Origin of the sequence: Campylobacter concisus UNSWCS (assembly GCF_000466685.1) — a bacterium.
Lineage (GTDB): Bacteria > Campylobacterota > Campylobacteria > Campylobacterales > Campylobacteraceae > Campylobacter_A > Campylobacter_A concisus_A.
The window spans coordinates 109,478-134,486 of the sequence record NZ_ANNG01000006.1 but is presented as its reverse complement, the minus strand read 5'-3'; the positions used below and the strand labels follow the sequence as shown (position 1 = coordinate 134,486).

Sequence of the window (25,009 nt, the reverse complement as noted above, 5' to 3'; positions counted from 1 at the left end):
TTATTCCCCCTTGCTTTCAACTTGCTTTTTAGCTTTATTTTTCGAGTTATCTAATCCTTTCCTTTTACGTAATCTTCTAAATGCACTTGAGAAAGTAGTTAGGCTCATACCTAGCTCTTTCTCCTCTACTAAAAAAGAGTGTATCGTTTTTAAAGAGTAGCCCTCTTCGTAGAGTTCGTTTATATCTAAAATATAATTATCAAGCTCACTTTTTCGCTCTCTCTTAATGCCTTTGTTAAAACCTCTTTTTAAAAACTCTTCTTTAAAACTTTTCTCACTCATTTTTTATCCTTTATGACAAGCAAAGGATAAATTTAACTACTGACAACCCTCGCATTCGATCGAGCGGTCGGCCACGTCGTTTAGTTTTTCGCTATCTGGGCTTTCAGAGCGTAGATAGTAGGTTGATTTTAGTCCAAGCTCCCACGCAAGCGTGTAAATTTCACTTAGATATCCGCCGCTTGCTTTGTCTAAGCTCATGAAGATATTTAAGCTTTGACCTTGATCGATCCATTTTTGGCGGATAGCGCCTGCTTTTATTAAAATTCTTTGATCAAGCTCATAAGCTGGCGTATAAAACTGCCACGTATCTGGGCTTAAATTTGGCACGACATTTGGGATCATACCGCTTAGGTTGTGCTCAAACCACTTGCGCTTATAGACTGGCTCGATGGTCTGAGTAGTGCCAACTAGGATCGAGATCGAGCTAGTTGGAGCGATCGCCATTAGGTAGCCGTTTCTCATGCCGTCACGCTTGACCTTTTCTCTTAGCTTGTCCCAGTCGCAGACATTTTCGTCAAATAGCCCGCCTTTGTCGTTTAGAAGGGCTTTTGCGTTCTCGTTTGCGGTGTCTATCGGCATGATGCCTTTGCTCCATTTTGAGCCTTCAAATTTTGGATAGATGCCCTTTTCTACGGCTAAATTTGAGCTAGCATAGATCGCGTTGTAGCTTATGTTTTCCATTATGCTATCAATGAGCGCCAAGTGCTCATAGCTACCCCATTTTACGTTTTTCTCAGCTAGCATTTGCGCTTCGCCCATGACGCCAAGGCCGATCGAGCGAGAAGCAAGATTTGTGTGTTTTACCTTTTTGTGCGGGTAGAAATTTAGGTCTATAACGTTATCAAGCATCCTGATAGCTATCGGCACGACACGCTCGATGTCCTCTTTGCTGTTTATCTTGCTTAAATTTATACTTGCAAGGTTACAAACTGCCGTTTTGCCCTCGATGCTCTCTTTTTCTACGATGAAAATTTGCTTGCCTTTTAGGCTATCAAGCGCGCTAAGCTTTTTGGCTTTTTTAGTTATGCCGCTATCGACGGTGACGTCTTCTTCTTCGTCAAATAGCTCCTCGCCACCATCTTCATAAGTGATCTTGATCTTATAGTAGTTTGGCGCTGTGTTTTGGAAAATTTCGGTGCATAAATTTGAGCTTCTGATGATGCCCTCGTGGTCGTTTGGATTTGCTTTGTTGGCGTTATCTTTGAAGCATAAAAATGGCATGCCCGTTTCAAAATAGCTAGTTAAAATTTTCTTCCAAAGCTCTTTTGCAAGGATGGTGTTTTTCTGGATATTTTCGTCGTTTTCATACTCCAAATATCTCTTCTCAAACTCCTCGCCGTAAAGGTCGCAAAGGTCGCTCACTTGAGCTGGGTCAAAGAGGCTCCAGCGGCCATTTTCTTTGACACGCTTCATAAATAGATCGTTTATCCAAAGCGCAGGGAAAAGCTCGTGCGCGCGGCGTCTCTCTTCGCCTGAGTTTTTACGAAGATCGAGAAAATCGCTCACATCCATGTGCCAAGGCTCGATATAAACAGCGATCGCGCCCTTTCTAGTGCCTAGCTGATCGACCGCTACTGCGATGTCGTTTGTCACTTTTAAAAATGGGATGATGCCGCCAGCTGCGTTTTTGTGTCCGTCGATACTGCCGCCCATCGCACGCACCTTGCTCCAGTCCCAGCCGATACCGCCGCCAAATTTTGAAAGTAGCGCCATCTCTTTGTAGCTATCAAAAATGCCCTCGATATTATCAGGCGTGCTGCCTACGTAACAGCTACTTAGCTGGTGGCGCGTAGTCCTTGCGTTTGAGAGCGTTGGCGTGGCTAACATCACTTCAAATTTAGAGATAAGGTCGTAAAATTTCTTAGCCCAGCCTTGGCTATCTAGCTCGTTTTGCGCAAGAAACATCGCGATCGCCATAAACATGTGCTGTGGCAGCTCGATGGGCATACCGCTCTTGTCTTTGATGAGATAGCGATCATAAAGCGTTTTGATACCAAGGTATGCAAACTGAAGGTCACGCTCTGGCTTGATGTAGGCGTTTAGATCCTCTAAGTCGTACTTCTCTTTTAGTCCAGGGATGATGCGGCCTACTTTTTCGCCCTTTGCGAGGTAGTCTTTTAGGTGGTTGTAGCCGTTAAAACCAGTCACTTTGTGATAAAGGTCGAACAAAAATAGCCTTGCTGCAACAAATGTCCAGTTTGGGCGGTCGATGTCGATCTTATCAACTGCTGTTTTTATAAGAGTTTGCTGAATTTCCTCAGTCGTTATCATATCTCTAAACTGAATTTTCGCATCTACCTCAAGCTCGCTAAGACTTACGTTGCTAAGACCTAGGACGGCTTCGTTTGTGTATTTTTTGATCTTGCTGATATCAAGCTCTTCTGTTCTGCCATTACGTTTTATAACTTTCAAAAATATCTCTCCGTGTTAAATTTTAATTTGAGATTTTATCCAAAAAGATATAAAAACTCTCTTTGCCAAAAACTACTAAATAAATATAAAATTTACAGCCAAAATGAGAAGGATAAAGGCTTGTTAAAACTATCGTTTTTTAGTCTGAGAGAGCGACGAAGGTGTTAAACATGATAAGCTTTTGTGCTAGCTTTGGCGCCCAAAAGTTAAATGCGCCAACATTGCAGATAAATTTTGCTGATGCTTGTAAAAGCTACTTGAAAATGCTAGCTCCCAGCTGATAAATTTGACGCTAATTAGGCTTAAAGTTGGCGAGCTAAATTTAAGGTGGATTTTGTATTAGGGTATTTGCAAGGGGCTAAATTTACCCCTTGCGTTTAAATTTATTTGCCAAAGACTCTGGCGAAAATTTTATCTACATTTTTGGTGTAGTAGTTGTAGTCAAAGCACTCTTTGATCTCATCTTTGCTAAGGCTCTTAGTTAGGTCCTCGTCGTTTAGCAAATTTTGTAAAAATAGGCTGTGACCTTGCTCGTCTATCGCTTTTTTGCCCTCTTGCAAGTCCGCCCAGACCTTCATGGCGTTGCGCTGAACGATCTTGTAGGCGTCCTCTCTAGAAATTCCACGTTGCGGCAGCTGCAAAAGCACACGCTGAGAAAAGACTAGACCGCCTGTTAAATTTAAATTTTTCATCATATTTTCCGGATAGACAACCAAATTTGCTATCAAATTTTTGATACGAACCAGCATAAAATCAGCCGTGATAAACATATCTGGCAGGATAAATCTCTCAACCGAGCTGTGGCTGATGTCGCGCTCGTGCCAAAGTGCGACGTTTTCAAGTGCCGGTGTGACGTATGAGCGTAGCACCCTGCAAAGGCCGGTGATGTTTTCGCTAAGGACTGGGTTACGTTTGTGTGGCATCGCGCTTGAGCCCTTTTGTCCTGGGCTAAAGTACTCCTCCGCCTCATAAACTTCGGTCCTTTGGTAGTGTCTAACGGCAACAGCTATCTTCTCGCAAGTAGAGGCTAAAACTGCGATCGCACTCACCACATGGGCGTAGCGGTCACGCTGGATCACTTGATTTGACGCTGGGGCGGCTTTTAGGCCTAGCTCCTCGCAAGTTAGCTCTTCAAATTCCATCGGAGCGTGGGCTAAATTTCCCATAGCGCCTGAGAGTTTGCCATAGCTGATCGTATCTTTTGCGTCTTTGATGAGCTTTAGCGCCCTTGTGATCTCGTCGTACCAGATGGCGAGCACTAGGCCAAAAGTTATCGGCTCGCCGTGGATGCCGTGGCTTCTGCCGACCATGAGAGTGTGCTTGTTCTCGTTTGCCCTATCTTTGACCGCCTGCATAAACTCCTCGACGTCACTTATGATGAGCTCCAAGCTCTCTTTCATCTGAAGTGCGACGGCCGTGTCGATGCAGTCGCTTGAGGTCATGCCGTAGTGTATAAACCTGCTCTCCTCGCCAAGGCTCTCGCTGATACTTGTTAAAAATGCGATGACGTCGTGCTTTGTCGTCTTTTCTATCTCGTCGATGCGAGCCACTTCAAATTTAGCGTTTTTGCAAATTTTCTCGCAGTCGCTGTTGCTTATGAAGCCGAGCTTATTCCAAGCTTTAACGGCAGCTTTTTCTACCTTGAGCCAAGCGTCGTATTTTGCTTGTATGCTCCACTTTTCAGCCATCTCTTTGCGTGAGTATCTTTCGACCATTGTTGAACCTTTTGTATTAGTTTGCTTTTGTCCTGAAAGTATAAATTTGGCTTTTTGAGCCAGAAATCACGTCGTGCAATTTCTCTAAATTTAAGTTTTGATTATATAAAATCCGGGCTGAAATGTCGGTTATACGCTTATAAATTTGGGCTTAAGATAGCTCGCTCATTTTTCAAAAGGATCATTTTTGCCCTACATAAATAAATTTATCATTACTGCAGATCATCAAAAAGCTTATGAAATTTTACTGCAAAACGGCTTTAACATGAGCCAAACTCAACGCCTCATCGATAAAGGCAGGCTGATATGCGAAGGCAGTGTCGTGAGCGAGAAAAATGCCATTTTGTGCGGCGATGTATTTTTGATCGACTATGAGGCCAAGCCAAAGGGGCTAAAGCCGATCTTTGAGTGCGAGAGCTTTGCCGTCTTTGACAAGCCAAGTGGTGTGCTCAGCCACCCAAATGGCAGGCACTGCGACTACTCGCTAAATGATGAAATTTACACACTTTTTGGGCGAGATGCGAGCGTGGCACATAGGCTAGACTGCGAAACAAGCGGCGTGATAGTCGTTGGCAAAGATAGAAATTCTACGATAAAACTAAAGAAAATCTTTGAAAATCGAGAGGTTTCTAAAAGCTATGTCGCGATGGTGCAAGGCAAGGTCGAGCGAGAATTTACGATCGATGCTAAGATGGATCTAGCAAACAACTACGACGATGTGAAAATGCGAATGCAAATTTGTGAAAATGGCAAGAGCGCGGTGACTAAAATTTTGCCGATCAGATATTTTGATGATATCGATACGACTTTAATTCGAGCTATCCCACTCACTGGCAGGCAGCATCAAATTCGCTTGCATTTGTTTCATGTGAAACACAAGATCCTTGGCGAACCACTTTATGGTTTGTCACGTCCACAGATCGAGAAAATTTTAGACAAAGAGATGAGCGATAGTGAACGGATAAATTTAACTGGAGCAAAAAGGCTCCTACTTCACTCGGATGAAATTTCATTTAAATTTGATGAAATTTTTTACAATATTAAAAGCAAATTTGACGCCGAAAATGAGTTTTATAAATTTGCAAAAGAAGCAAATAATCAAAATATTTAAATTTTAAAAAGTCTTTCTAGTAAAAATAATCTACAAAAATTTTTCGTAATTTTGCTTTTAAATTTGAAATAGAGTTTTTATTGAAAAATAGAATTAGATTTTTAGTGTCACCGCATTGTGAATTAAATTTTGGCAATCAACTTTGTGTTTTTGTTTTTCACACAAAATTTCATGCCAAATTTTTAGAATTTATTTTGAAGTTTTGTTTTCTTCTTTCAAAACTTTTATGATAAGTCCAAGTCCAACACCAGCAACCAACACTATAAAAATTATCTCAGCGATATCAAGAGCTGTCATTTTTTACTCACGTTAGTTTTATCGTTAGTTGGTTTTTCTTCTGCTTTAGCTGCGTTCTTATCGCTAACGTTAGCTTTAAATTTTGGATTTTCATTTCGCTGTTTTAGCTGTCCGCAAGCAGCACTTATGTCAAGTCCTTTACTCTGCCTGATCGTACAGGTAACGCCATGATCCCTTAGATATTCTTGAAATTTTAGCATGTTAGTAAGCTCGGGTCGTCCAAATTCACTGCCCTCATGTGGGTTAAAATATATGAGATTTACCTTTGCCTTGATACCATGCAACAGTTTAACCAGCTTTTTCGCATCACTAACGCTGTCGTTTAAGTCCTTGATAACGAGATATTCAAACATCACACGCTTTCGCATATCGATAGGAAATCCCCTAACAGCATCCATAACAGCCTCGATATTATAAGCCTTATTTATCGGCATTAGGCGACTTCTAAGCTCATTAGTAACAGCATGTAGCGATATAGCTAGCAAGACCCCAAGGTCCATCTCGCCAAGCTTTTTTATCTGGCTACCAAGGCCGCTAGTTGAAACGGTTTGACGGCGTGGCGATATGGCTAGACCCTCATTAAGTGCTAAAATTTTGATCGCTTTACTAACGTTGGCAAGGTTATCGAGTGGTTCACCCATACCCATATAAACGACGTTTATGCGCCTTTCATATGGTATGTTATTTTCTCTTTTTATCCACAAAATTTGCCCTACGATCTCGCCAGCAGTCAAATTTCTAACAAGACCACCCTTTGCTGTTAGGCAAAAAGCGCAGCCCATTTTACAGCCAACCTGTGAACTAACACAAACAGTGTAACGAGCGTGTCGGCTAACCTTACCATCCTCGTTGCTGATCTCCTCTTTCATCGGTAGCAAAACACTCTCTATCTTTAGCCCATCTTTTAACTCGAAAAGATACTTGATAGAGCCGTCGCTACTTTGCTCAAATTTTACACATTTTAGAGGATCGAGGTAAAATTTATCAGCCAGATCTTGGCGCATATCTTTTGGTAAATTTAGCATTTGGCTAAATTCTGTAGCATTTTTTTTGTAAACCCACTCATAAATTTGCGTCGCTCTAAAAGAGGGAGAGACTAGCTCCTTTAACTCTTCGATGCTAAGATCAAGCAAATTTTTCACATATTTTCCTTTACATATTTTGTTAGTAGCTCTTTGGCTTTTGCGTGATTTTTTATAAAATCAGCATGCGCATTTTCATCGCAAAAATTTGTTGCTACGAAAATTCCATAAGCTGGAATTTTAAAAATTTGAGCCACTTTTAGAACAGAAAAAAACTCCATATTTTCTAAAAAATATCCCTTTTCAAACATCTTATAAGCCAAATTTTTGTCTGTCGTTATGAAATTCGATGAATTTGTTTTGATAGTTCCACGTGAAACGATAGAAGAAATTTCACACTCGATAGGCGAATAAGATCTATTTTCTATGCTAGAAATTTCAACATTTGCTCCAACCGAGCTTTCATAAATTTGCAAAATTTCACCATCTTTATATAGACCAGCTGAACCAATAAAAACTATCTTTTCTGGCATCTGGTATAAATTTCGCTCAGGATTTTTTGACAAATTTTGGCTTAAATTTTGCAGCTCTGGGTTTGATGAGTTTGCAAATTTAGCCTCGATCTTTGCGAGGTAGTGAGGATCAATGTTTTTTAAATTTATACTCTTTTCATCTGCTCCCACACATGATCTTTTTTGCAAAAACTTTGTCAAATTTATCGCCATATCAACTAGCCCCACTCCCATAGGCAAGGCAAAGTCAAAAATTTCATTTTTTCCAGCTGAGATAACTAACATCAAAGCCTAACCTCAACGCCATTTGCCTTAAGATACTCTTTTAGCTTTTTTATCTCGATCTCGCCAAAGTGAAATATCGAAGCTGCAAGACACGCATCAGCCCCAGCCTCAAAAGCATCTTTAAAATGCTCCATTTTCCCCGCACCACCGCTTGCGATAGTCGGTATAGAAAGCGCACTAAAGATCTTTGTTAGCTCCAAGCTAAAGCCCTGTTTGACGCCGTCATTATCCATAGACGTTAGCAAAATTTCCCCTGCTCCGCGCGACTCGACCTCTTTTGCCCAAGCAAAGGCATCTTTTTTCGTATCGATCCTGCCGCCATTTATAAAAACACTATAACCATTTTCGATCTTTTTAGCGTCGATCGCTACGACGACGCACTGCGAGCCAAATTTCTTAGCCGCTTCGTCGATCAAATTTGGATCTTTTATCGCCGATGAGTTTAGACTCACCTTGTCGCAGCCTGCATTTAAAAGGCGAGAGATGTCGTCGATCGTGCGTATGCCACCGCCAACGGTTAGCGGTATAAAAAGCTTGCTTGCGACCTTTTTTACGACATCAACTATCGTATCACGGCCAAGGTGAGAGGCTGTGATATCCAAAAAGCAAAGCTCGTCAGCGCCCTCGTCGTTATATCTTTTAGCTATCTCGACTGGGTCTCCAGCATCTACAAGTCCAACAAAATTTACACCTTTTACGACCCTGCCGTCTTTTACGTCGAGGCATGGGATTATGCGTTTTGCGAAATGATTCAAATTTATCCTTTGTCTATCTTTCTGGCTGCCACCTCGAAATATGGCAAACTAGCCCAATTTTCTCGGTTTCCAACTATATAAATAACCTCTTTTGCTCTTGTTAGCGCCACGTTTAGCAGGTTTGGCTTGCTAGCAGCCCACGCTCTAGCGCCCTTTGTAGCTCCCCCTAACACAAAGACGATAACATCAGCCTCTTTGCCCTGCATAGTGTGGATAGTGCCAGCACCTTTTAAATTTCTACAAACATCTTTAAATGGCGTTATTATCCTGATGTTATAATTCTGACTAGCTAGCTCACCTGCCAAGAGCTCTTTAACCACCTCGCCCTCGGCTTTGTTGTAATTGCCTATCCACTCTTCACTTCTAACGTCTATCCACTTTGTTTGCACGTTAGTGTTTGCAAATTTACTTGCTGCGCTTCTGCCAAGTATCATCATATCGTCGTATGTGGTCTCGTTTGAGATCTCAAACATAGGGTTAGCGCACCTTCTATGCACAATGAGTGGTGAGCCGACCCAGATACTCTCGCCGCTACCTTTTATATATGTGCCGATCTTTTGCGCTTTGTCGGCTCTTAGCTGCACTGATGACTTTAGCAGGTTAAACTCATCTTTTGCCTCACAGTAGCTAAGGATCGCATTATTTAAACTAACAGGTAGTGTTACGACTGGCTCAAGCTGAAGCGGGTCACCTACTACCACGGCCATCTTTGAGCGAAGTAGTGCGCCTAACGCGTTAGTTAAATTTGCCTGCCCTGCTTCGTCTATCAAAAGCATGCCTATATCGCCATTTAAAAGGTCTTTAAAGGTGTTATTAAAAGAGGCAAAAGTCGAGCTAACAACAGGCGTTAGCAGAAACAATCCTTTAATGATCTCACGTCTATGTTTTGCCTCTAAGCCGTTTTTCTCAGCCATCTTTTCATCGTTAAAGATAACGCTAAGGGCGCGTAAATTTGTCCTAACAGCCTCTTTGCAAGCAAATATCGCTGCCTTGTGTAAATTTAGTGCCTCTTTAAAAAGCTCTATCCTAGCCTTAAAAAGCTTTGTCTTGTGAAATTTCTGATCGATGCCAAATTCCATCATAAATGGCATACTCTTTTGCATTTCGTCATTACTCTCGCTAAAGCTGCCGTTTAGATAGCCATCTAGCTCCTCGCTCCTACCAAGTATCTTTTGGCGTCTAGCAAAGTCGCTTTGCAGCCTTTTGTAAAGATTTATCTTAGTGCCAAGCTCTGCTGCCCTACTCTGCTGCCCTGCTATCTCGTTTTTTAGCTCATTTAGCCTTGCCTCGTTTTTCTCTTTGCTCTCGCCATTTTGCTTGCTTGCTTTTAAATTTTGCTCGGCTATCTGGCGGTTTATCTCACCAACCTTTAGCGCCTCGTCATTATACTTTTCAAAGGCCTCTGTCTTAAAAATTTGCTGAAAAGTAAAAAATGCTGGCTTTTGCGGTAAATTTAGATACTCCTGCAAAGCTTCATTTTGACTAACAACTCTTGTTAGCTCCTCTGCCTCCGCCTTTTTAGCGCCAAGCTCGCCACTAACGCTAGTAAATTCGCTCTCAAGCGGAGATAAAAGCTCCTCTATCTGCTTGGCCGAGTAGTAGCTCTCAAGCCTTCTATCAACATCAGCTAGCTCTATTTTAAGGCTCTTTAGCTCCTCTTCTTTGATCCTGATCTCACTAAAAAGTAAATTTACCTCGTGAAGTGCGAGGTTAAATTTATCCTTCGCCTCGTCAAAGTCATCTACGCCTTCGCCCACTGCAAGGTACTTGCCAAGCCCCATCAAAAAGCCATCTTGCTCCAAAAACTCGCCATACTCTTTTGTGATCTCGTCATACTGGCTGTGAGTAGCCTCGATCTTTACGCCATTAATTGCGTTAAAAACAAAATTTGACTTGTTTTGCTTTGATCCAAGCGCCACGCAAAATAATCCCCAAGCTGGCTTTGAGATAAAGGACTTCTCGTCAAATTCACTCTTTTCATCAGCCGAGAGCAGCCTTGTGGCTATAAATTTAAAATAATCAATCTCGCCCGCATAATCCCCTATGCTCTTTAACTGGCTTAGCTCCTTACTCAAAATTTCAACCGCACCGTTGTTACAAGAGCTAACGACCATCTCGTAGTCTTGAAGCTCGTCATTTAGCCTAAAATAAAGCGCCTTTTCGTCGCTGTCATAGACTGGCCTAAAAATATCGTGCCTGCTCATTTGCGCGAGCTTCATCGCCCTAAGCGTCACCACTTCAGCCATCACGTCCTTTAAAAGCGTTGTTTTTCCAGTGCCTGGAGCGCCATTTACGCTGTAAATTCCACCATTTCCCTCTTTAAATTTCTCTATGATGTTATTTAGCGCCATTTGCTGTGAGAAATTTAAGGCAAAATCACTTGCGAAGGCCGATCTAGGGTAGCGCTCAGCCTTAAAAAAGTCCCTAACCGCCCTTTGATTTAGCTCGTCTCTAACGTCAAGTCGCTCAAATCTATTCTCAATGCCCTCGTCTAAAAACTGATCCGTCAGCTCGTGCGTCCTGCCTGACTCGTAAAATTTGATAAGTAAATTTATATCATCTATAAAAAAGCTATTTAAAAGGGCGTCGTTCTCTTTAAAATTTGGGTCAGCTATCCTTACTTCAAGCCTGATCACGTCTTTACAAAATGGCGTCTTTAGCGAGCTTTTTATCTCATCATGGACTGCTTTTACATAGTCGCTAAGCTTCATTTTCTCTTTGTGGATAGAAATTTTATCCTTGATGTGCTCGCACTCTTTGTTAAAGTCGTTTTGGCTGATCTCTTTTAGGTGGTTTAGGCGCACCATCGCCCAAGGAGCCGTTGGGATAAAGAGCTCATTTGATGAGTTTGGCGTGAAAAATGGGCTTAGCTCATCATCTAAATTTGCATCTTTTAAAGCAAAACTTTGCTCATTTTTGCAAAAGAGTAGATCACCAGAGAGCTTAAGCTTATAACAAAATGCCTTTTCAAAGCTCGTTTGCTCAGAGCGTAGTTCCTCTAAAATTTGCTCTTTTTCAAATTTCACCTTTGCTAGCTTTGATATCGCAAGGGCGAGCAGATCAGTCTCAAAAATGCCACCATAAATCGAAATTTCTACACCATTTTTTAAAAGCGACCTATCAAATGCCCTTAAAATTTGCATAAATTTCTCATCGAAATTTGCGATCTCAAGGTCCATTGATTTTTTAAATTTGCTATTTGTCTTTTTTGGCTCGTCTAAGGTTTTTGGCTCTAAATATTGTGATAATAAAAAGTATTTTAAGGTATTTGCCCTACTCAAATTTGCGCCTTATTTTGTTGTTATTTAGTGATTATAGTCCATTTTATATATGATTAAACTAAACTTGTAATCATTGTATAAGTAATCTTTGGCTAATATCGCGTCTATGATAAAGGCAAAAAAGCACTTTGGACAGAATTTTTTACAAGACAAAGCGACACTAGATAAGATCATCCAAGCGATACCCAAGGACGTAGAAAACGTCGTTGAGATTGGGCCTGGCTTAGGTGATTTGACATTTAGACTTTTGCAAATTTACAAGACGACCTCTTTTGAGATAGATTGTGAGCTGTTTCAAATTTTAAAGGTCAAATTTGCAAATGAGATCCAAAATGGACAATTAAAACTTTTTTGTAAAGATGCTTTAGAGCAGTGGCAGCAAGAGGGCGGACTAAGTAGCCAGAACTACTTTTTGGTCGCAAATTTGCCCTATTACGTTGCTACGAAGATGATACTAAATGCGATAGATGACGAAAAATGCCTTGGGCTTATTGTGATGATACAAAAAGAGGTTGCTCTTAAATTTAGTGCAAATAGCAGGGATAAAGAATTTAGCGCTTTATCGATCCTCGCTTCACTTCAAGGCAGGTGTGAGCTTTTGTTTGACGTGGATGCAAAACTTTTTAATCCACCTCCAAAGGTCACATCCTCAGTCATCAAACTACAAAAAACAAAAAAGATTTTTGGCAAAGACGGGATTTTCAAAGATGCAAAACAATACGAGGCTTTTAAAGCATTTTTAAGAGCTGCGTTTGCTTCGCCAAGAAAGACGCTTTTGAAAAATTTATCCACAAATTTTGACAAAAAAGCGTTAGAAGAAATTTTTGAAGACCTAAGCTTAGCTCAAAATTTACGTCCACACGAACTAGATGTCGATTCTTATCTAAAAGTATTTGAAAGATTAAAGGAAGATAATGAACGACAAAAACGAAGAGAAAGTTGTAACTAACCAAAGTAAAAACAACAAAAGACGAAGATTTAGACCAAAAAACAAGCCAAAACAAGAGGGCGAAACTACCGAGCAAACCTCACTGGCAAGCAAAAGCGTGATAGATAACTTCTTTGCAGCAGAGCAGGCTGAAGCCAAAACGCAAGCCGAGCCAAAGAGTCAAAATCCTCGCCCAAAAAAGCAAAGAAATAACAAAAATCAAAACAAAACTGGCGAAAACAATAAACCAAAAGAGCAAAAACAACAAAAAGAAAAGCCTAAACAAGAGCCAAAAGCTGAAGCTAAAAACGAGACAAAAGAGCAAAAAGAAAAACCTAAAAAGGCTAAAAAACCAAAGAAAAATTTACCCGCAAAGCTAAATGGCAACGAGCAGTGGCAACAAGATATCGCAAGCGCGATGGAGGCAAACAAAGCCACTCACGAGCTAAGACTTGAGCCACTAAAATATCTAAACTCAAGCGAGCATAAAATTCGCATAACGCCACTTGGCGGTCTTGGCGAGATCGGCGGCAATATGACGGTCTTTGAGACAGAAACTAGCGCTATAATCGTTGATATCGGTATGAGCTTTCCAAGCGAGAGCATGCACGGCGTGGATATCCTCATCCCAGACTTTGACTATGTTCGCAAGATAAAAGATAAGATAAAAGGTGTCATCATCACTCACGCGCATGAGGATCACATCGGCGCGGTGCCTTATTTTTACAAAGAGTTTAAATTTCCTATCTACGCCACACCGTTACCGCTTGGCATGATAAATAATAAATTTGAAGAGCACGGACTAAAACAAGAGCGCTCACTCTTTAGATCGGTCGAAAAAAGAAAACCATATCTCATAGGTGACTTTGAGGTCGAGTGGATACATATAACCCACTCTATCATCGACGCTTCGGCACTTGCGATCACGACAAAGGCTGGCACGATCATCCACACAGGCGACTTCAAGATCGATCACACGCCGATAGATGGCTACCCAACAGACCTTGGCAGACTAGCATATTATGGCGAGCGTGGCGTGCTTTGTCTATTAAGCGATAGCACGAACAGCTACAAAGAGGGCTTTACAAAGAGCGAAAGCAGCGTTGGCAAGACCTTTGACGCGATATTTTCAAAGGCAAAAGGCCGCGTCATAATGAGCACATTTAGCTCAAACATCCACCGCGTCTATCAAGCGATCGAGTGGGGACTAAAATACAACCGCAAAGTCTGTGTCATCGGCAGATCAATGGAGAGAAATTTATACACTGCGATGGAGCTTGGCTATATCAAGCTTGATAAGAAAATTTTTATCGATGCAAACGAGGTTGGTAAATTTAAAGATGATGAGGTGCTTATCGTCACTACTGGCTCTCAGGGCGAGACTATGAGTGCGCTTTACCGCATGGCGACAGACGAGCACAAATATATAAAGATAAAGCCGACCGATCAGATCATAATCAGCTCAAAAGCGATCCCAGGCAACGAAAACAGCGTCTCAACGGTGCTAAACTTCTTACTAAAATCAGGCGCGAGCGTCGCTTACCAAGACTTTAGCGAGATCCACGTCAGCGGTCACGCAGCGCAAGAAGAGCAAAAGCTGATGCTTCGCCTCATAAAACCAAAATTTTTCTTGCCGGTGCATGGCGAATACAACCACATAGCAAAGCACAAAGAGACGGCCATTAGCTGTGGTGTGGATGAGAGAAATATCTATCTAATGAGCGACGGCGATCAGATGGAGGTTTGTCAAAAATACCTAAAACGTGTAAAAACTGTAAAAACTGGCAAAGTCTTCATAGATAATCAAATAAATAAACAAATCGCAGACGACGTCGTCATCGACAGACAAAATCTAGCTGAAGCAGGTGTCGTCATGATAATCGCTCAAATTTCACGTCACGGCGCAAAGCTCATCAACAAGCCTCGCGTCATCAGCTACGGCCTTGTGGGTGACAAGCAAGATGCTGAGTTTAGAAAAGAGATGGAGGGCGTGCTAGAGCAGTATTTAAGCAACGTCAAAGAGGAGCTTTTGAAAGATAGCAGACTACTCGAGTCACAAGTGCGCCAAGTGATCAGAAAGCACATCTTTAGAAAGGTCAAAAAGTACCCAACTATCGTGCCGATCATCTATCTAATGTAAGGAAAATTTATGCAAAAAGCCAACCAAATCGCCGCTGAAGTCTTAGAGATAGAAGCAAATGAGCTTTTAAGACACGCTAAAAGCGTAGAGATAGAAGATGCTGTAAATTTGATATTTAACGCAAAAGGCAAAGTCATAGTAACAGGCGTGGGCAAGAGCGGTCACGTGGGCGCAAAGATCGCTGCTACGCTTGCAAGCACTGGCACGCCAAGCTTTTTCTTACACCCAACAGAGGCTATGCATGGAGATCTAGGTATGATAGAAAAAGACGATGTTTTGTTAGCCATTAGTTTTAGTGGCGAGAGCGATGAGCTTGTCAAAATTTTGCCTCATGTAAAGCGCTTTGGCGTGAAAATAGTCGCCATGGCAAGGAGCAAAACAAGCTCGCTTGGTAAATTTAGCGACGCTTTTATAGATATAAATGTAGAAAAAGAAGCGTGCCCACTAAATGCCGCTCCAACGGCATCAACCACGCTAACGTTAGCTCTTGGCGATGCGTTAGCTGTTTGCTTGATGCAAAAGCGCGGCTTTAAAAAAGAGGACTTTGCAAATTTTCATCCAGGTGGCAGCCTTGGCAAAAGGCTATTTTTAAAAGTAAAAGATGTGATGAGAAGCGAAAATTTACCGATAGTTCGCTGGAATGCAACCCTAAAAAGTGCCATTGATACAATGACGCATGGCAAACTTGGCACGGTTTTAATAGTAGATAAAGATGGCGTGCTAGACGCCCTTTTAAGTGACGGCGACCTTAGGCGTGCGCTTATGAGAGAGGACTTTGATTTAGACGAGCCAGCGATGAAATTTGCAACCTTGCATCCAAAAGAGATAGATAACAAAGAGATGTTAGCTGTAGATGCGTTAACCCTCATAGAAAAGTATAAAATTCAGCTTCTAGCCGTCGTAGAAAATGGCGTGCCTGTGGGCGTTTTACACATCCACGACCTTGCAAATTTAGGACTATAAAATGGAAAAAACAAGACTAAATAAATTTATTTCGCATAACACAAACTACTCACGCCGTGAGGCAGATGAGCTGATAAAAGCTGGCAAGGTTAGTATAGCAGGACGTGTGGTTAGTGACCTTGCTACAAGCGTGGATGAAGATGACAAAGTGCGCATAAATGGCCGTTTGATAAAGCTAAAGAAGGAATTTACCGTTATCGTTTATCACAAACAAAAGGGCGAGCTAGTTAGCAAGAAAGATGACCGCGGACGAAAGACGATCTACGACACGTTAGATAAGAAATTTGCCAAATTTGTTAGCGTGGGGCGCTTAGACTATGCAAGCGAGGGGCTACTTTTACTAACTGACGCTCCAGCGATCGCCACAGCGCTAATGAATAGCGACCTAGAGCGCGAATACTACCTGAAGGTAAAAGGCGAAGTAACAAAAGAGGTAATAGAGGCAATGACGAATGGCTTTTTTGCCAAGGACGCCACCAAAGGCGCGCACGCAAAAACAACTATAAAATCAATGGAATTTAAGCCATTTCTAGCCTACAAAGTCTTTGGCTCAAGTGGCGGCTATACAAAGCTAAAAGTCATCATCAACGAGGGGCAAAATAGGGAGCTTCGTCGCTTCTTTGGCTACTTTGACCTTGAAGTGATGGATCTAAAACGTGTTAGCTTTGGGCGTATTAGCCTTGATATGCTAAAACCCGGCAAATGGCGCTACTTCGAAAATAGCGAATACGAAGACCTAAGAGACTTTTTAAAAGTTAATAACGTTAGATACTAACATTAGGATTGTTTTTCTAACGAAGAGGCAAATTAAATTTATAAAAATGAAGAAGAAATGAAAAAGATTGTTCTTTTATCTGTGATCTTACTTACTACTAGCTTCTCTAAAGATCTTTTTGAACTTGGGCTTGAGGCTTACGATAAATAAGGGTAAGTTTGATAAAGCCGCCAAGCAATGGCAAAAAGCTTGTGAAGCCGATGTAAGTGAGAGCTGCTCAAATTTAGGAGTTTTATACGAAAACGGACAAGGTGTGCAACAAGATTTTCACAAGGCAGCCAAGTTGTTTGAAAAAGCTTGTGATGATGGATATTCTCAAAGCTGTAATAATTTAGGAAATTTATACTCAAAGGGGCAATCAGTAAAACAAGACCACCTAAAAGCAGCCAAACTATGGCAAAAAGCATGTGATGACGAAATTAGCCCAAGTTGTTCTAATTTAGGGGTTTTATATTTAAAAGGCCAGGGTATAAAACATGACTATATCAAAGCAATTAAACTATTTAAAAAGGCTTGTGATTTAGGATATCAGAGAGGATGTGATTATTTTAAAAAAATGAACAATAGCAACATAGACATAATAAGAATAAACTAGCAACAGATTTTAGGCAATAAATTTAAATCATTCCCTCCATTAATACCCAAAACCAAGCAAGCTCTAACAAATTTTAGAGCTTCTCTAAATTTATATCTTATTTTCTGAAAGTAGGATGTTTATGTATGGATTTAGCAGCGTTTCGCCGCGTGCTGCGTAGAGCAAGACCTCTTTAAAGTAGTTGTCATTTATGCCGTAAGTGTGAAACTCATACGCCCCTATGCCATATCCCATAGGCGTGATATCGACCCTCGAGTACCAGGCATCTTGCGCTAGGATGTAGCGGTTTGTATCTCTTGAATAGACATATAACTTGATCTTATCTTTGCTCTTTTGTGCCATATACCAGATGAAGGAATTTGTGATGTCGTTAAAAAAGTAGATGTCGCCATTTGGCATGATGGCCTGAGCTGTGTCGTTGTTATCAGCGATGAGTGTCCTGCTCTCATAACATATAAATTTATTTGGCGTTAGCTGCTCTATGGGCTCAAATTTGCCGTTATTTAGGACTAAAATTTTATCGTCACTTATGTCGGCATTATAGGCTAGCACGGCTAAGACTAGAGCCAACAAACAAAGAGAAAAAATTTGCTTTATCAAAATAAAAATCCTCTTAACAAATAGTATTTGAGCACGTAAAGCGAGCAGATCAGCACGCAAACACTTAGCCAGATCGATGAAAATTTAAGCTTGTGCGAGTAGTTTGTCTTTGTGATGATCTCCACAAGATATGGCATAAGGCCGTAAAAAACACCCAAAAACAAACTGCCCCAGATAAGGTAGCCAACGTAAAAATAGTCGCTTCTTAGCATGCAGTATGGGCACTTGTGATTTGGCTGCTCATAAACGTAAAGACCAAAAAAGTAGGTGATAGTGTAGTAGCTAAGCACTAAAAATAGCAAATTTGCTACAAAGCTTGCCATGCTTTGCTTTAAGAAATTTAGCGCCAAAATGACAAAAAATAGCACGAAAAATACGCTTACTAAGCCAAAATTTGTATAACCAAACGGCAGCTTTGGAGCTTGAAAAGTGACAGAGCAGCAAAAGACTGGCACTTTTAGCGGGATGTTATAAAAAAACGAAATTTCTATGCCAAGCTCTATTAGTATCATCACAAAAAGGCAAATGAAAATGGCATATTTTTTCTTTAGATATGGGAAATTTAGAGCCTGCAAGTCAAGCTTGTTTACAACTAGCCAGATACCAAGCCCAAAGATGAGCAAAATTTTAGTGAGCATCAAGATGCCGCCAAATTTATTTGAGCCGATCACGCCAGCCGAGCACATAGCCCCTGGCACGATGTCAGAGAGCTCGTTTAGACAAAGTGCGAAAAATATAAACAAAACGATCTTTGTGCAGACGCTAAAGAGCAAGATCGTATTTACAAGGTAGTTTTGCTTCTCAAGTGAGTATTGAAGCGATGTTAGCGCGTTATAGTCCCACGATCTCACGATCCTAACGACATAAAATAGCGAAATACTCATCAAAACTAACAGCACAAACTCCGCTAACAAAAAGGCGATAACGGCGTTTGATAAAAATACACTCATACTATCTCTCCATTTTGCAAGCTTACAACCTTATCAGTTGTGCCCAGCTCGTCAAAAATGCTATCGTGAGTGGCGACTATGACACTTTTTTTAAGCGCCTTAAATGACTCTAGCAAACCCAAAAATGCACGTGCGTTATCTCTATCTAAATTTGCCGTTGGCTCATCAGCCAAAATGATATCCGCATCCATTGATAAAGCCCTAGCCACCGCACATCTTTGACGCTCGCCACCGCTTAAATTTGATACATTTTCATCTCTTTTGTGAGAGATATTTGCAAGACTTAGAGCCTTTTTTATCATCTCTTCACGCACATTTGCCTTGAAATTTGTTAGAGCAAACGGAGCTAACAAATTTTCATAGACGCTTAAACCCTCGATGAGGTTAAAATTTTGAAAGACAAGCCCAAGCCTTTTGTGTCTAAACTCAGAGCAAAATGCGTCAGGCAGCTTTGCGATGTTAGTGCCATCTATCAAAATTTCTCCGCTAGTTGGCTTTTGAAGTAGGGCTATGAGCGAGAGTAGGGTGCTTTTACCACTTCCGCTAACGCCTTTTAGTATCACTAACTCGCCGTTATTAATGTCTAAATTTATATTTTTTAGAGCGCAAAACTCGTTTTGTTTGCCTTGGTTATAGACTAGGCTAACGCCTCTTATATTTATCATTTTAGCCCCTCATTTATGTCGCCACACGCCACACGCCACGACGGGATAAGGACAAATGCCAAAAATGGTATGACGCCAAAGACAAAGATCAAAAAGAGCTTATCAAACTCCAAAATAGGCGTGAAATTTGTAAAATTTAAAAGCTCATCGCCTAAAAATATCCCCTTTAAAAATGGAGCGTTAAAGACAAATACAAAGATATAAGCTAACATAACACCAAGCAAAAAGGCGCTAACGCTAACGATGAAATTTTGTATAAATTTTAAAAAAATGATCTCTTTTATACTAAAGCCTATACTTCGCAAAATGGCTATCTCACGCTTTTTGCTGCCATAAGCAAGCGAAATTTGGTTTTTAAGCAGTACGAAAAAAATGAGCATAACGCTAACATAAATGCTCATAAAAATTCCGCCCTTATAGTAGTAAAGATGCCTAATGTTTGCCACCTCGTCTTCTATGCTAATGGCAAACGAATTTGGATATAAATTCTCTATCTTTAAAGCCACTTGGCTGATCTCGTCAGTGTTTGGCACATCGACATAGAGCTTTGTGTACTCTTCATCTTTTAAATTTAAGATAGCTCGCAAGGTTTTTGGATGCAAAAATATGGCGTTATTTGTGATAAGAGCGCTTTGTTTTGGCATGGTTTTTACTATCTTTACTGATATCATGCGCTGTTCTGTCAAGAAGTTAAAGCTCTCATCGTAGTAAAGCTCGTTCATAGCGGCTTTTACGCCCTCGCCTACGATCATCTCATCTTCTTTCAAGCTATCATCCTCATATAGATGAAACCAGACGCGCTTTTGCACGAAATAATACTCCCCATCCGCCACGCCTCTAACATCAGCCACACCATCGATCTTTGAGATATCATAGATGTAGCCAGGGTGCATGAGGTCGTTTTTGCCAGCACGAAAGGCGCTAACAACGATGCTTGATCTATCTTTTACTAAACTTATGAGATCATGCTGGATCGAGCTAGAGATGAAAAGCACCGAGCTTAGCACAAAGATAATGAGCGCAAAGAGGCAAAAGCTAAATAGATGATCCTTTTTGTCTTTAAAAAGCAGGACCACAGCGTAGTTTATGAAATTTCTACTTATCATAGACAAAGCCTTTTTGCTCTTTTAGGCTAAAGCTAGAAGCTAAATTTGCCCTTGTTATCTTTGAAATTTCTCTTAGCTCATCTTGCTTTGCTTTGTGGTCAAAGCTAAGGTAGTGCGCCGCTAAGAGCGTGTAAGAGAGTCCAAAAAATAACGCCAAAAATGCTAGAAATTTCACTTTATTTACCGATAAATGTCTTTATCTCGTCAAATTTTATGACACCTTTGCCAGCGTGATCTTTCATAAAGCTATTTGCCTTTGCTTCATCTTTAAACGGGATAAACTCCTCGCCCATCGGTCCAAAAACGTTTGAGCCATGAACGTAAAACGCCTCTTTTGCATCGAGCTTTTCAAGCGTGTAATAATCACTCACATAAGCCTCTTTCGCCACCTCATCAGCAAAGTAAAAGTGCGCCATATCTTTTACGCCATCAAAGTAATAATCCTTGCCACCAGCCTTGATAAGCGTCGCCCACTGCTTATTTTTTATAGGCATGCCACACACCGCACATCTTGCGTCCTTTGGTAGCTCGATGCGCTCTTTTGCCCCTTTATAGGCGTTTGCCTCACTCGTCAAATTTCCAGCCCACAAGGCAAAAACTGCACTAAGCAATAAAGCTATAAATTTCATCTCATCTCCTTTAGTTTCTCTTTTTCTAACTCGCCCTTTTCATAGAGCTTTTTTAACATCTCATCGTCAAATTCTATCTCGTAATAGCCCTTTACAAACTCGCTAAATTTAGCAAAATCATCAAATGCATACCCAAGCAGCCAGCGTCCGCCGTTATTGCCACCGACTAAATTTTGATGCTCCGTCCCGTCATACCAGATAAAAAAGGTCGTCTGCTCTATCTCATCTGGCAAGAAGTAAGAGCGAAATTTAGCAGCCTCGCCACTATAAATTTGCTCTATCACGCTTTTGTCTGCCATGCTTAGCATATTTAGCTCATTTTCATGATCAAACCCTCTAACCAGCACCGCCTCACGCGTAAATATCACATCTAGCAAATCGCCCTGCCCGTTATCTACCACGTATCTTAGGCTATTTTCATCCTCTCTTTTAGAAATGAGCCTTAGATACTCTTCATCTGGCTCCAAAAAAGCGCTATCTAGCAGATAAAGTGCCTCTAGGCTTGCTTGCATGTTGCCCCAGTTTTTAAAACTCATCAATGCTTTCCTAAAATTTCTAAATTCTCGCACGCCTCTTTTAAGCCATTTTTGCAGCTTTTAGTGAAAATTTCACGTGCTTTTTCTACGTCCTCTTTCATGCCTTTGCCCTCAGCTAGCATGATAGCGTAGTTGTTACAGCCCTTTTCATAGGCGTATATGCACGCTTGCTCGTAAAGCTTTGTCGCTTTTGTAAGGTTTTGATCAACCCCTTGCCCATAAACATATAAAAAGCCAAGATTATCGCACCCTATGCCAGCTTCGTTTGCGCAGGCCATTTCGTAGTATGTTTTAGCTTTTGAGTAGTCTTTCTCGGCGCCTTCGCCTTGAGCGTATAAGTAGCCAAGATTACTACATCCCATGCCATCACCTGCCTTACAAGCCTTCTCAAAGAGCTCTTTTGCCTTTTTTAGATCTTTTGCCACACCAGTGCCATTTGTATAGAGCAAGCCAAGCTCCGTGCAGCCCTCGTTGTCGCTACATGCTTTTTCATAAAATTTAACTGCTTTTGTTAGGTCTTTTTCTACACCTTTGCCCTTTTCATATACATAGCCAAGGTTGCTGCAAGCCATAGAGAAATTTTGATCGCAAGCCTTTTCATAGAGCATTGCCGCCTTTGCCTCGTCCTTTTTGACATTGCCCTCCCCCCTGCTGTAAAGCACAGCTAGGTTGTAGCAGCCTGATGCCTTTTTCTCTTTGTTGCAAGCATCTTCATAAATTTGTGCTAGTTTGTTGTGATCATCTTTTGCGCTTAAGGCCTCTTTTATGTAGCCAGCATTTAAAACGCACAAACTAGCAGCCAGTAAAATCAAACTCTTCATCATATCTCCTAAACTACTTTTATATCTCTGCCGCGGTAGGCTAGGGCGATCAGCAAGGCAAGAGCCGCTAAGATCAAGTATATTAGCCCAGAAACGCCAAAGCTCTCGCCATTTGCGTATGAGTGAAGCCCGCTAAGGTAGAAATTTACTCCAAAATATGTAAAAAGTACCGAAGCAAATGATAGCACGCTAGCTGTTAAAAAGGTAAAAACGCCCCTTAGCTTTGGTATAAACCTTAAATGAAGCACTATGGCATAGACGATGATCGTGATGTATGACCAGCTCTCTTTGCTGTCCCAACCCCAGTATCTGCCCCAGCTCTCATTTGCCCAGACGGCGCCTACGAAATTCCCTACAGTTAGCAAACTAAGTCCTATGATGAGGCTTAGCTCGTCGGTGGCAGCAAGGTATCTTATCTGCTCGCTAAGCTTTTGCTCATTTTTGTCATTTTTTAGAGCCATTAATATAAGTCCCACAAGCCCCAGCACAAAGCCAAAGCCCAAAAAGCCATAGCTTGCTGTGATGACGCTTACATGCACACTAAGCCAAAATGACTTTAAAACTGGGACTAAATTTGTTATCTGTGGGTTTATAAAATTTAGATGAGCAACGAGCAAGCTAACACTTGCAAAAAGCGAAGCAGCGCCAAGAGCGAAGCTTTGATGCTTGAAAAATAGCACTCCAGCTAGCACGCTTATAAGCGAGATATAGACTAAACTCTCATAAGCATCGCTCCAAGGTGCGTGACCTGAGATGTAGGCACGTAGGGCTAAATTTAGAGCATGCACTATAAATGCGGTAAAAAACGCAAGGCTAAGCGCTCTTTCAAATCTAAATTTCCTCCCAAAAAATAGCCTATAAAAGCCAAGAGCGAGCGAAGCAAGAGCTAGGATCATGTAAAAATAGATAAGAAATTTAAATATCTCCATTTGGTTGTAAAGCACTTCAAGGCCGACTTTTGCCTCGCTTGGCGCAAGAGAGCCTAGAGTGCTTCTTTGGAAGCTTGAAATTTGTTCTAAACTCTTATCAGCCTCTTTGCACTCGCCACTTTTTACGCAAAGGCTTAAATTTTCTATGTAAGCTCCTAAAACGCTTTTAAACTCGTTTGAAATTTCATCTTTGCTAAAGGCTTCATTTACGCCTAGCCACGTGATAGTATCACCATTTTTAGCGGGGATAAATTTTAAAATTTCTCCCTTTAGCACAAGGTATAAGACATTTAGCCTCTCGTCAAATTTAATGACGTCGTTATCAAATTTATCTCTTTTTGAGGCGGATTTTTCATTTGCAGCCTCTACAAATTTAGCCAGCTTATACTCGCCATTTTCGTTAAAAACGTCATTAAAGCTAGCAAATTTCTCACTAACTCCAAGAAGCTCGCCCACACGATCGCTTGTGATCTTTACCATCCTTTTATCCATCCACTCTTGTGGCGAGATGGCAAAAGAGAGCATAAGCTCATCGCTACTAAGCCCAAAGAGCGTCGTTTTGGTTGAAATTTTGCTTATTACTGCCCTTGTGTAAGAGCTAGCTGGGGCGATCCTGCTATCAGTTTGAACTAAAATTTTGGCAAATTTATCTGCATGAGCTTTAAAATTTATGGCTTCATCGCTTGCGAAATTTGGCGTGGCATTTAGTAAAAGTAGAGCCAAAAACGCAAACTGCGTGCCTTTTATGAAGTTACAAAGTCTAAAAAATCGGCTCTTTTTGCTAAATAAATTTCCCACAAAGCCAAGGCAAAGTAGAAAATATCCGATATAAGTTGGCACTTTACCAGGATCAAAGCTGATCTCAAAGGCGCTTCCAAGCTCGTCAGCGTCGTATGATGACTGAAAGATTTTATAGCCCATGATGCTTAGTGGGTGATTTAGTGAAATTTCATGCTCAGCACCTGCGATGCTTACTTTGCTCGTGTAAGATGATGGGCTATTTAGCCCTGCGTAGCGCTCTAGGATAAATTTATCAAGCCTTAGCGAAAAAGGTAAATTTATCGCTCGTGAGCTAAAGTAAAATTTCGCCTCTTGCCCATCAAAGCTTAAAATGCTTGGCTCAAGATCGTATCCAGCTCCGCCTTTTAGCTTGGCGCTCTTGCTCTTTTCATTAGCAAAGCCAGCCTCTATGCTAAGCGTGGCTGGAGCGTTTTTCTCATCCTTTTTGTAGCCAGTTATCTTTATCTCAAATTCTTTTCCATTTATATTTTTTTTAAAGCGAAAGTCATTTTTGCCAAGCAGGCTAAGTTTTAGTGGATATTCAAAACTTTCATTTGAAATTTGCACTCTCAAATATGGCTTTGTGCTTTGCATATAGTTGCCGCTCTCGCCCACTCTAAGATGCAATACACCCTCTTCGCCAAAGTATCTTGTAAGCGCAGCACCGATGAAGATCAGAATAAAAGCAAGATGTATCAAAAATGCGCCAAATTTCTTATACATCTTGGTTTTTACGATGCTAATGGCTAAGCAAATGGCACAAGCTGCCATGACGCACTCGTACCAGAGTGCTTCATAAACAAGCACTCTAGCCGTCTGTGTGTCATAAAAATTTTCCAAAAAGGTCGCCACCCCTGCACCAAAAGCAAGGATAAATAATAATATTAAAGACAAGCGATAAATATTTAAAATTTTCATCA

General features: G+C 41.1%; 22 protein-coding genes. 6 read left to right on the top strand and 16 right to left on the bottom strand.

Annotated elements, in window-relative coordinates; all coding sequences use genetic code 11:
- The 3 genes from UNSWCS_RS02105 to purB all read right to left on the bottom strand — a co-directional run bounded on the left by UNSWCS_RS02105 (position 1) and on the right by purB (position 4,409).
- Positions 1-282, bottom strand: a complete 282-nt coding sequence (locus UNSWCS_RS02105; protein ID WP_021087027.1) for a hypothetical protein — start codon at positions 280-282, stop codon at positions 1-3.
- 36 nt (positions 283-318) lie between these two features.
- Positions 319-2,694, bottom strand: a complete 2,376-nt coding sequence (locus UNSWCS_RS02100) for a ribonucleoside-diphosphate reductase subunit alpha (protein ID WP_009295196.1) — start codon at positions 2,692-2,694, stop codon at positions 319-321.
- 383 nt (positions 2,695-3,077) lie between these two features.
- The gene (gene purB / locus UNSWCS_RS02095; protein WP_021087129.1) at positions 3,078-4,409 is read right to left on the bottom strand and encodes an adenylosuccinate lyase; all 1,332 of its coding nucleotides are present in this window, start codon (positions 4,407-4,409) and stop codon (positions 3,078-3,080) included.
- A gap of 187 nt (positions 4,410-4,596) precedes the next feature.
- On the opposite strand from purB, the gene UNSWCS_RS02090 reads away from it, so the two are divergent.
- On the top strand, positions 4,597-5,520 hold the full coding sequence (locus UNSWCS_RS02090) for a pseudouridine synthase family protein (RefSeq protein ID WP_021087033.1): 924 nt from the start codon (positions 4,597-4,599) through the stop codon (positions 5,518-5,520).
- Positions 5,521-5,813: 293 nt separating this feature from the next.
- Here the strand turns inward: UNSWCS_RS02090 and rlmN are convergent, their stop codons facing one another.
- Genes rlmN through UNSWCS_RS02070 form a run of 4 tightly spaced genes read right to left on the bottom strand, consistent with a single transcriptional unit; the run spans position 5,814 to position 11,672 of the window.
- A complete protein-coding gene (gene rlmN / locus UNSWCS_RS02085; RefSeq protein WP_021087080.1) occupies positions 5,814-6,959 on the bottom strand; it encodes a 23S rRNA (adenine(2503)-C(2))-methyltransferase RlmN in 1,146 nt (381 codons plus the stop codon).
- Positions 6,956-7,636, bottom strand: a complete 681-nt coding sequence (locus UNSWCS_RS02080; RefSeq protein ID WP_021087096.1) for a purine-nucleoside phosphorylase — start codon at positions 7,634-7,636, stop codon at positions 6,956-6,958. The genes rlmN and UNSWCS_RS02080 overlap by 4 nt, the downstream gene beginning before the upstream one ends.
- Positions 7,636-8,391, bottom strand: coding sequence for an imidazole glycerol phosphate synthase subunit HisF (gene hisF, locus UNSWCS_RS02075; RefSeq protein WP_021087091.1), 756 nt, complete (start codon positions 8,389-8,391; stop codon positions 7,636-7,638). The genes UNSWCS_RS02080 and hisF overlap by 1 nt, the downstream gene beginning before the upstream one ends.
- A gap of 2 nt (positions 8,392-8,393) precedes the next feature.
- A complete protein-coding gene (locus tag UNSWCS_RS02070) occupies positions 8,394-11,672 on the bottom strand; it encodes a DEAD/DEAH box helicase (protein WP_021087077.1) in 3,279 nt (1,092 codons plus the stop codon).
- A gap of 106 nt (positions 11,673-11,778) precedes the next feature.
- Between UNSWCS_RS02070 and rsmA the strand changes: the two genes are divergently transcribed.
- The 5 genes from rsmA to UNSWCS_RS02045 all read left to right on the top strand — a co-directional run bounded on the left by rsmA (position 11,779) and on the right by UNSWCS_RS02045 (position 17,073).
- Positions 11,779-12,621 (top strand): 16S rRNA (adenine(1518)-N(6)/adenine(1519)-N(6))-dimethyltransferase RsmA, encoded by an 843-nt coding sequence (gene rsmA / locus UNSWCS_RS02065; RefSeq protein WP_021087016.1) that lies wholly within the window; start codon positions 11,779-11,781, stop codon positions 12,619-12,621.
- Complete coding sequence (locus tag UNSWCS_RS02060) at positions 12,587-14,740, top strand: ribonuclease J (protein ID WP_021087097.1); 2,154 nt, start codon at positions 12,587-12,589, stop codon at positions 14,738-14,740. Before rsmA ends, UNSWCS_RS02060 begins: the two co-directional genes overlap by 35 nt.
- Before the next feature lie 9 nt (positions 14,741-14,749).
- Positions 14,750-15,703 carry a KpsF/GutQ family sugar-phosphate isomerase gene (locus UNSWCS_RS02055; protein ID WP_021087038.1) on the top strand — a complete coding sequence of 318 codons (954 nt, stop codon included), beginning with the start codon at positions 14,750-14,752 and terminating at the stop codon, positions 15,701-15,703.
- Position 15,704: 1 nt separating this feature from the next.
- Positions 15,705-16,478 carry a pseudouridine synthase gene (locus UNSWCS_RS02050; protein WP_021087059.1) on the top strand — a complete coding sequence of 258 codons (774 nt, stop codon included), beginning with the start codon at positions 15,705-15,707 and terminating at the stop codon, positions 16,476-16,478.
- Positions 16,479-16,608: 130 nt separating this feature from the next.
- The gene (locus UNSWCS_RS02045) at positions 16,609-17,073 is read left to right on the top strand and encodes a tetratricopeptide repeat protein (RefSeq protein ID WP_235044378.1); all 465 of its coding nucleotides are present in this window, start codon (positions 16,609-16,611) and stop codon (positions 17,071-17,073) included.
- Positions 17,074-17,163: 90 nt separating this feature from the next.
- Here UNSWCS_RS02045 and UNSWCS_RS02040 read toward each other — a convergent pair whose 3' ends face one another.
- From UNSWCS_RS02040 to ccsA, 9 genes are read right to left on the bottom strand one after another with little or no spacing between them, the layout of a single operon-like run.
- A complete protein-coding gene (locus UNSWCS_RS02040) occupies positions 17,164-17,643 on the bottom strand; it encodes a hypothetical protein (RefSeq protein WP_235044377.1) in 480 nt (159 codons plus the stop codon).
- A 26-nt stretch (positions 17,644-17,669) separates the two neighbouring features.
- Positions 17,670-18,623, bottom strand: coding sequence for a hypothetical protein (locus tag UNSWCS_RS02035; RefSeq protein WP_021087005.1), 954 nt, complete (start codon positions 18,621-18,623; stop codon positions 17,670-17,672).
- Entirely contained in the window at positions 18,620-19,288 is a 669-nt protein-coding gene (locus UNSWCS_RS02030) for an ABC transporter ATP-binding protein (protein WP_021086996.1), read from the bottom strand. The genes UNSWCS_RS02035 and UNSWCS_RS02030 overlap by 4 nt, the downstream gene beginning before the upstream one ends.
- Positions 19,285-20,394: an ABC transporter permease gene (locus tag UNSWCS_RS02025; RefSeq protein WP_021087015.1), complete on the bottom strand. Its 1,110-nt coding sequence runs from the start codon at positions 20,392-20,394 to the stop codon at positions 19,285-19,287. Before UNSWCS_RS02025 ends, UNSWCS_RS02030 begins: the two co-directional genes overlap by 4 nt.
- Complete coding sequence (locus UNSWCS_RS02020) at positions 20,384-20,569, bottom strand: hypothetical protein (protein WP_021084005.1); 186 nt, start codon at positions 20,567-20,569, stop codon at positions 20,384-20,386. Before UNSWCS_RS02020 ends, UNSWCS_RS02025 begins: the two co-directional genes overlap by 11 nt.
- A 1-nt stretch (position 20,570) precedes the next feature.
- On the bottom strand, positions 20,571-21,023 hold the full coding sequence (locus UNSWCS_RS02015) for a nitrous oxide reductase accessory protein NosL (protein ID WP_021087042.1): 453 nt from the start codon (positions 21,021-21,023) through the stop codon (positions 20,571-20,573).
- Entirely contained in the window at positions 21,020-21,559 is a 540-nt protein-coding gene (locus tag UNSWCS_RS02010; protein ID WP_021087064.1) for a hypothetical protein, read from the bottom strand. The genes UNSWCS_RS02015 and UNSWCS_RS02010 overlap by 4 nt, the downstream gene beginning before the upstream one ends.
- Positions 21,559-22,380, bottom strand: a complete 822-nt coding sequence (locus tag UNSWCS_RS02005; protein ID WP_021087103.1) for a tetratricopeptide repeat protein — start codon at positions 22,378-22,380, stop codon at positions 21,559-21,561. The genes UNSWCS_RS02010 and UNSWCS_RS02005 overlap by 1 nt, the downstream gene beginning before the upstream one ends.
- 8 nt (positions 22,381-22,388) lie before the next feature.
- A complete protein-coding gene (gene ccsA, locus UNSWCS_RS02000) occupies positions 22,389-25,007 on the bottom strand; it encodes a cytochrome c biogenesis protein (protein WP_035143339.1) in 2,619 nt (872 codons plus the stop codon).
- Between the last annotated feature and the right edge of the window lie 2 nt (positions 25,008-25,009).

Excerpts from the sequence above, each read along its gene's own strand:
- UNSWCS_RS02080 (WP_021087096.1), bottom strand. The coding sequence starts at position 7,636 with ATGTTAGTTATCTCAGCTGGAAAAAATGAAATTTTTGACTTTGCCTTG.
- UNSWCS_RS02035 (WP_021087005.1), bottom strand. The coding sequence starts at position 18,623 with ATGAGTGTATTTTTATCAAACGCCGTTATCGCCTTTTTGTTAGCGGAG.
- UNSWCS_RS02060 (WP_021087097.1), top strand. The coding sequence starts at position 12,587 with ATGAACGACAAAAACGAAGAGAAAGTTGTAACTAACCAAAGTAAAAAC.
- UNSWCS_RS02050 (WP_021087059.1), top strand. The coding sequence starts at position 15,705 with ATGGAAAAAACAAGACTAAATAAATTTATTTCGCATAACACAAACTAC.
- UNSWCS_RS02025 (WP_021087015.1), bottom strand. The coding sequence starts at position 20,394 with ATGATAAGTAGAAATTTCATAAACTACGCTGTGGTCCTGCTTTTTAAA.
- ccsA (WP_035143339.1), bottom strand. The coding sequence starts at position 25,007 with ATGAAAATTTTAAATATTTATCGCTTGTCTTTAATATTATTATTTATC.
- UNSWCS_RS02010 (WP_021087064.1), bottom strand. The coding sequence starts at position 21,559 with ATGAGTTTTAAAAACTGGGGCAACATGCAAGCAAGCCTAGAGGCACTT.
- purB (WP_021087129.1), bottom strand. The coding sequence starts at position 4,409 with ATGGTCGAAAGATACTCACGCAAAGAGATGGCTGAAAAGTGGAGCATA.
- rsmA (WP_021087016.1), top strand. The coding sequence starts at position 11,779 with ATGATAAAGGCAAAAAAGCACTTTGGACAGAATTTTTTACAAGACAAA.
- UNSWCS_RS02015 (WP_021087042.1), bottom strand. The coding sequence starts at position 21,023 with ATGAAATTTATAGCTTTATTGCTTAGTGCAGTTTTTGCCTTGTGGGCT.
- UNSWCS_RS02055 (WP_021087038.1), top strand. The coding sequence starts at position 14,750 with ATGCAAAAAGCCAACCAAATCGCCGCTGAAGTCTTAGAGATAGAAGCA.
- UNSWCS_RS02105 (WP_021087027.1), bottom strand. The coding sequence starts at position 282 with ATGAGTGAGAAAAGTTTTAAAGAAGAGTTTTTAAAAAGAGGTTTTAAC.
- UNSWCS_RS02005 (WP_021087103.1), bottom strand. The coding sequence starts at position 22,380 with ATGAAGAGTTTGATTTTACTGGCTGCTAGTTTGTGCGTTTTAAATGCT.
- UNSWCS_RS02030 (WP_021086996.1), bottom strand. The coding sequence starts at position 19,288 with ATGATAAATATAAGAGGCGTTAGCCTAGTCTATAACCAAGGCAAACAA.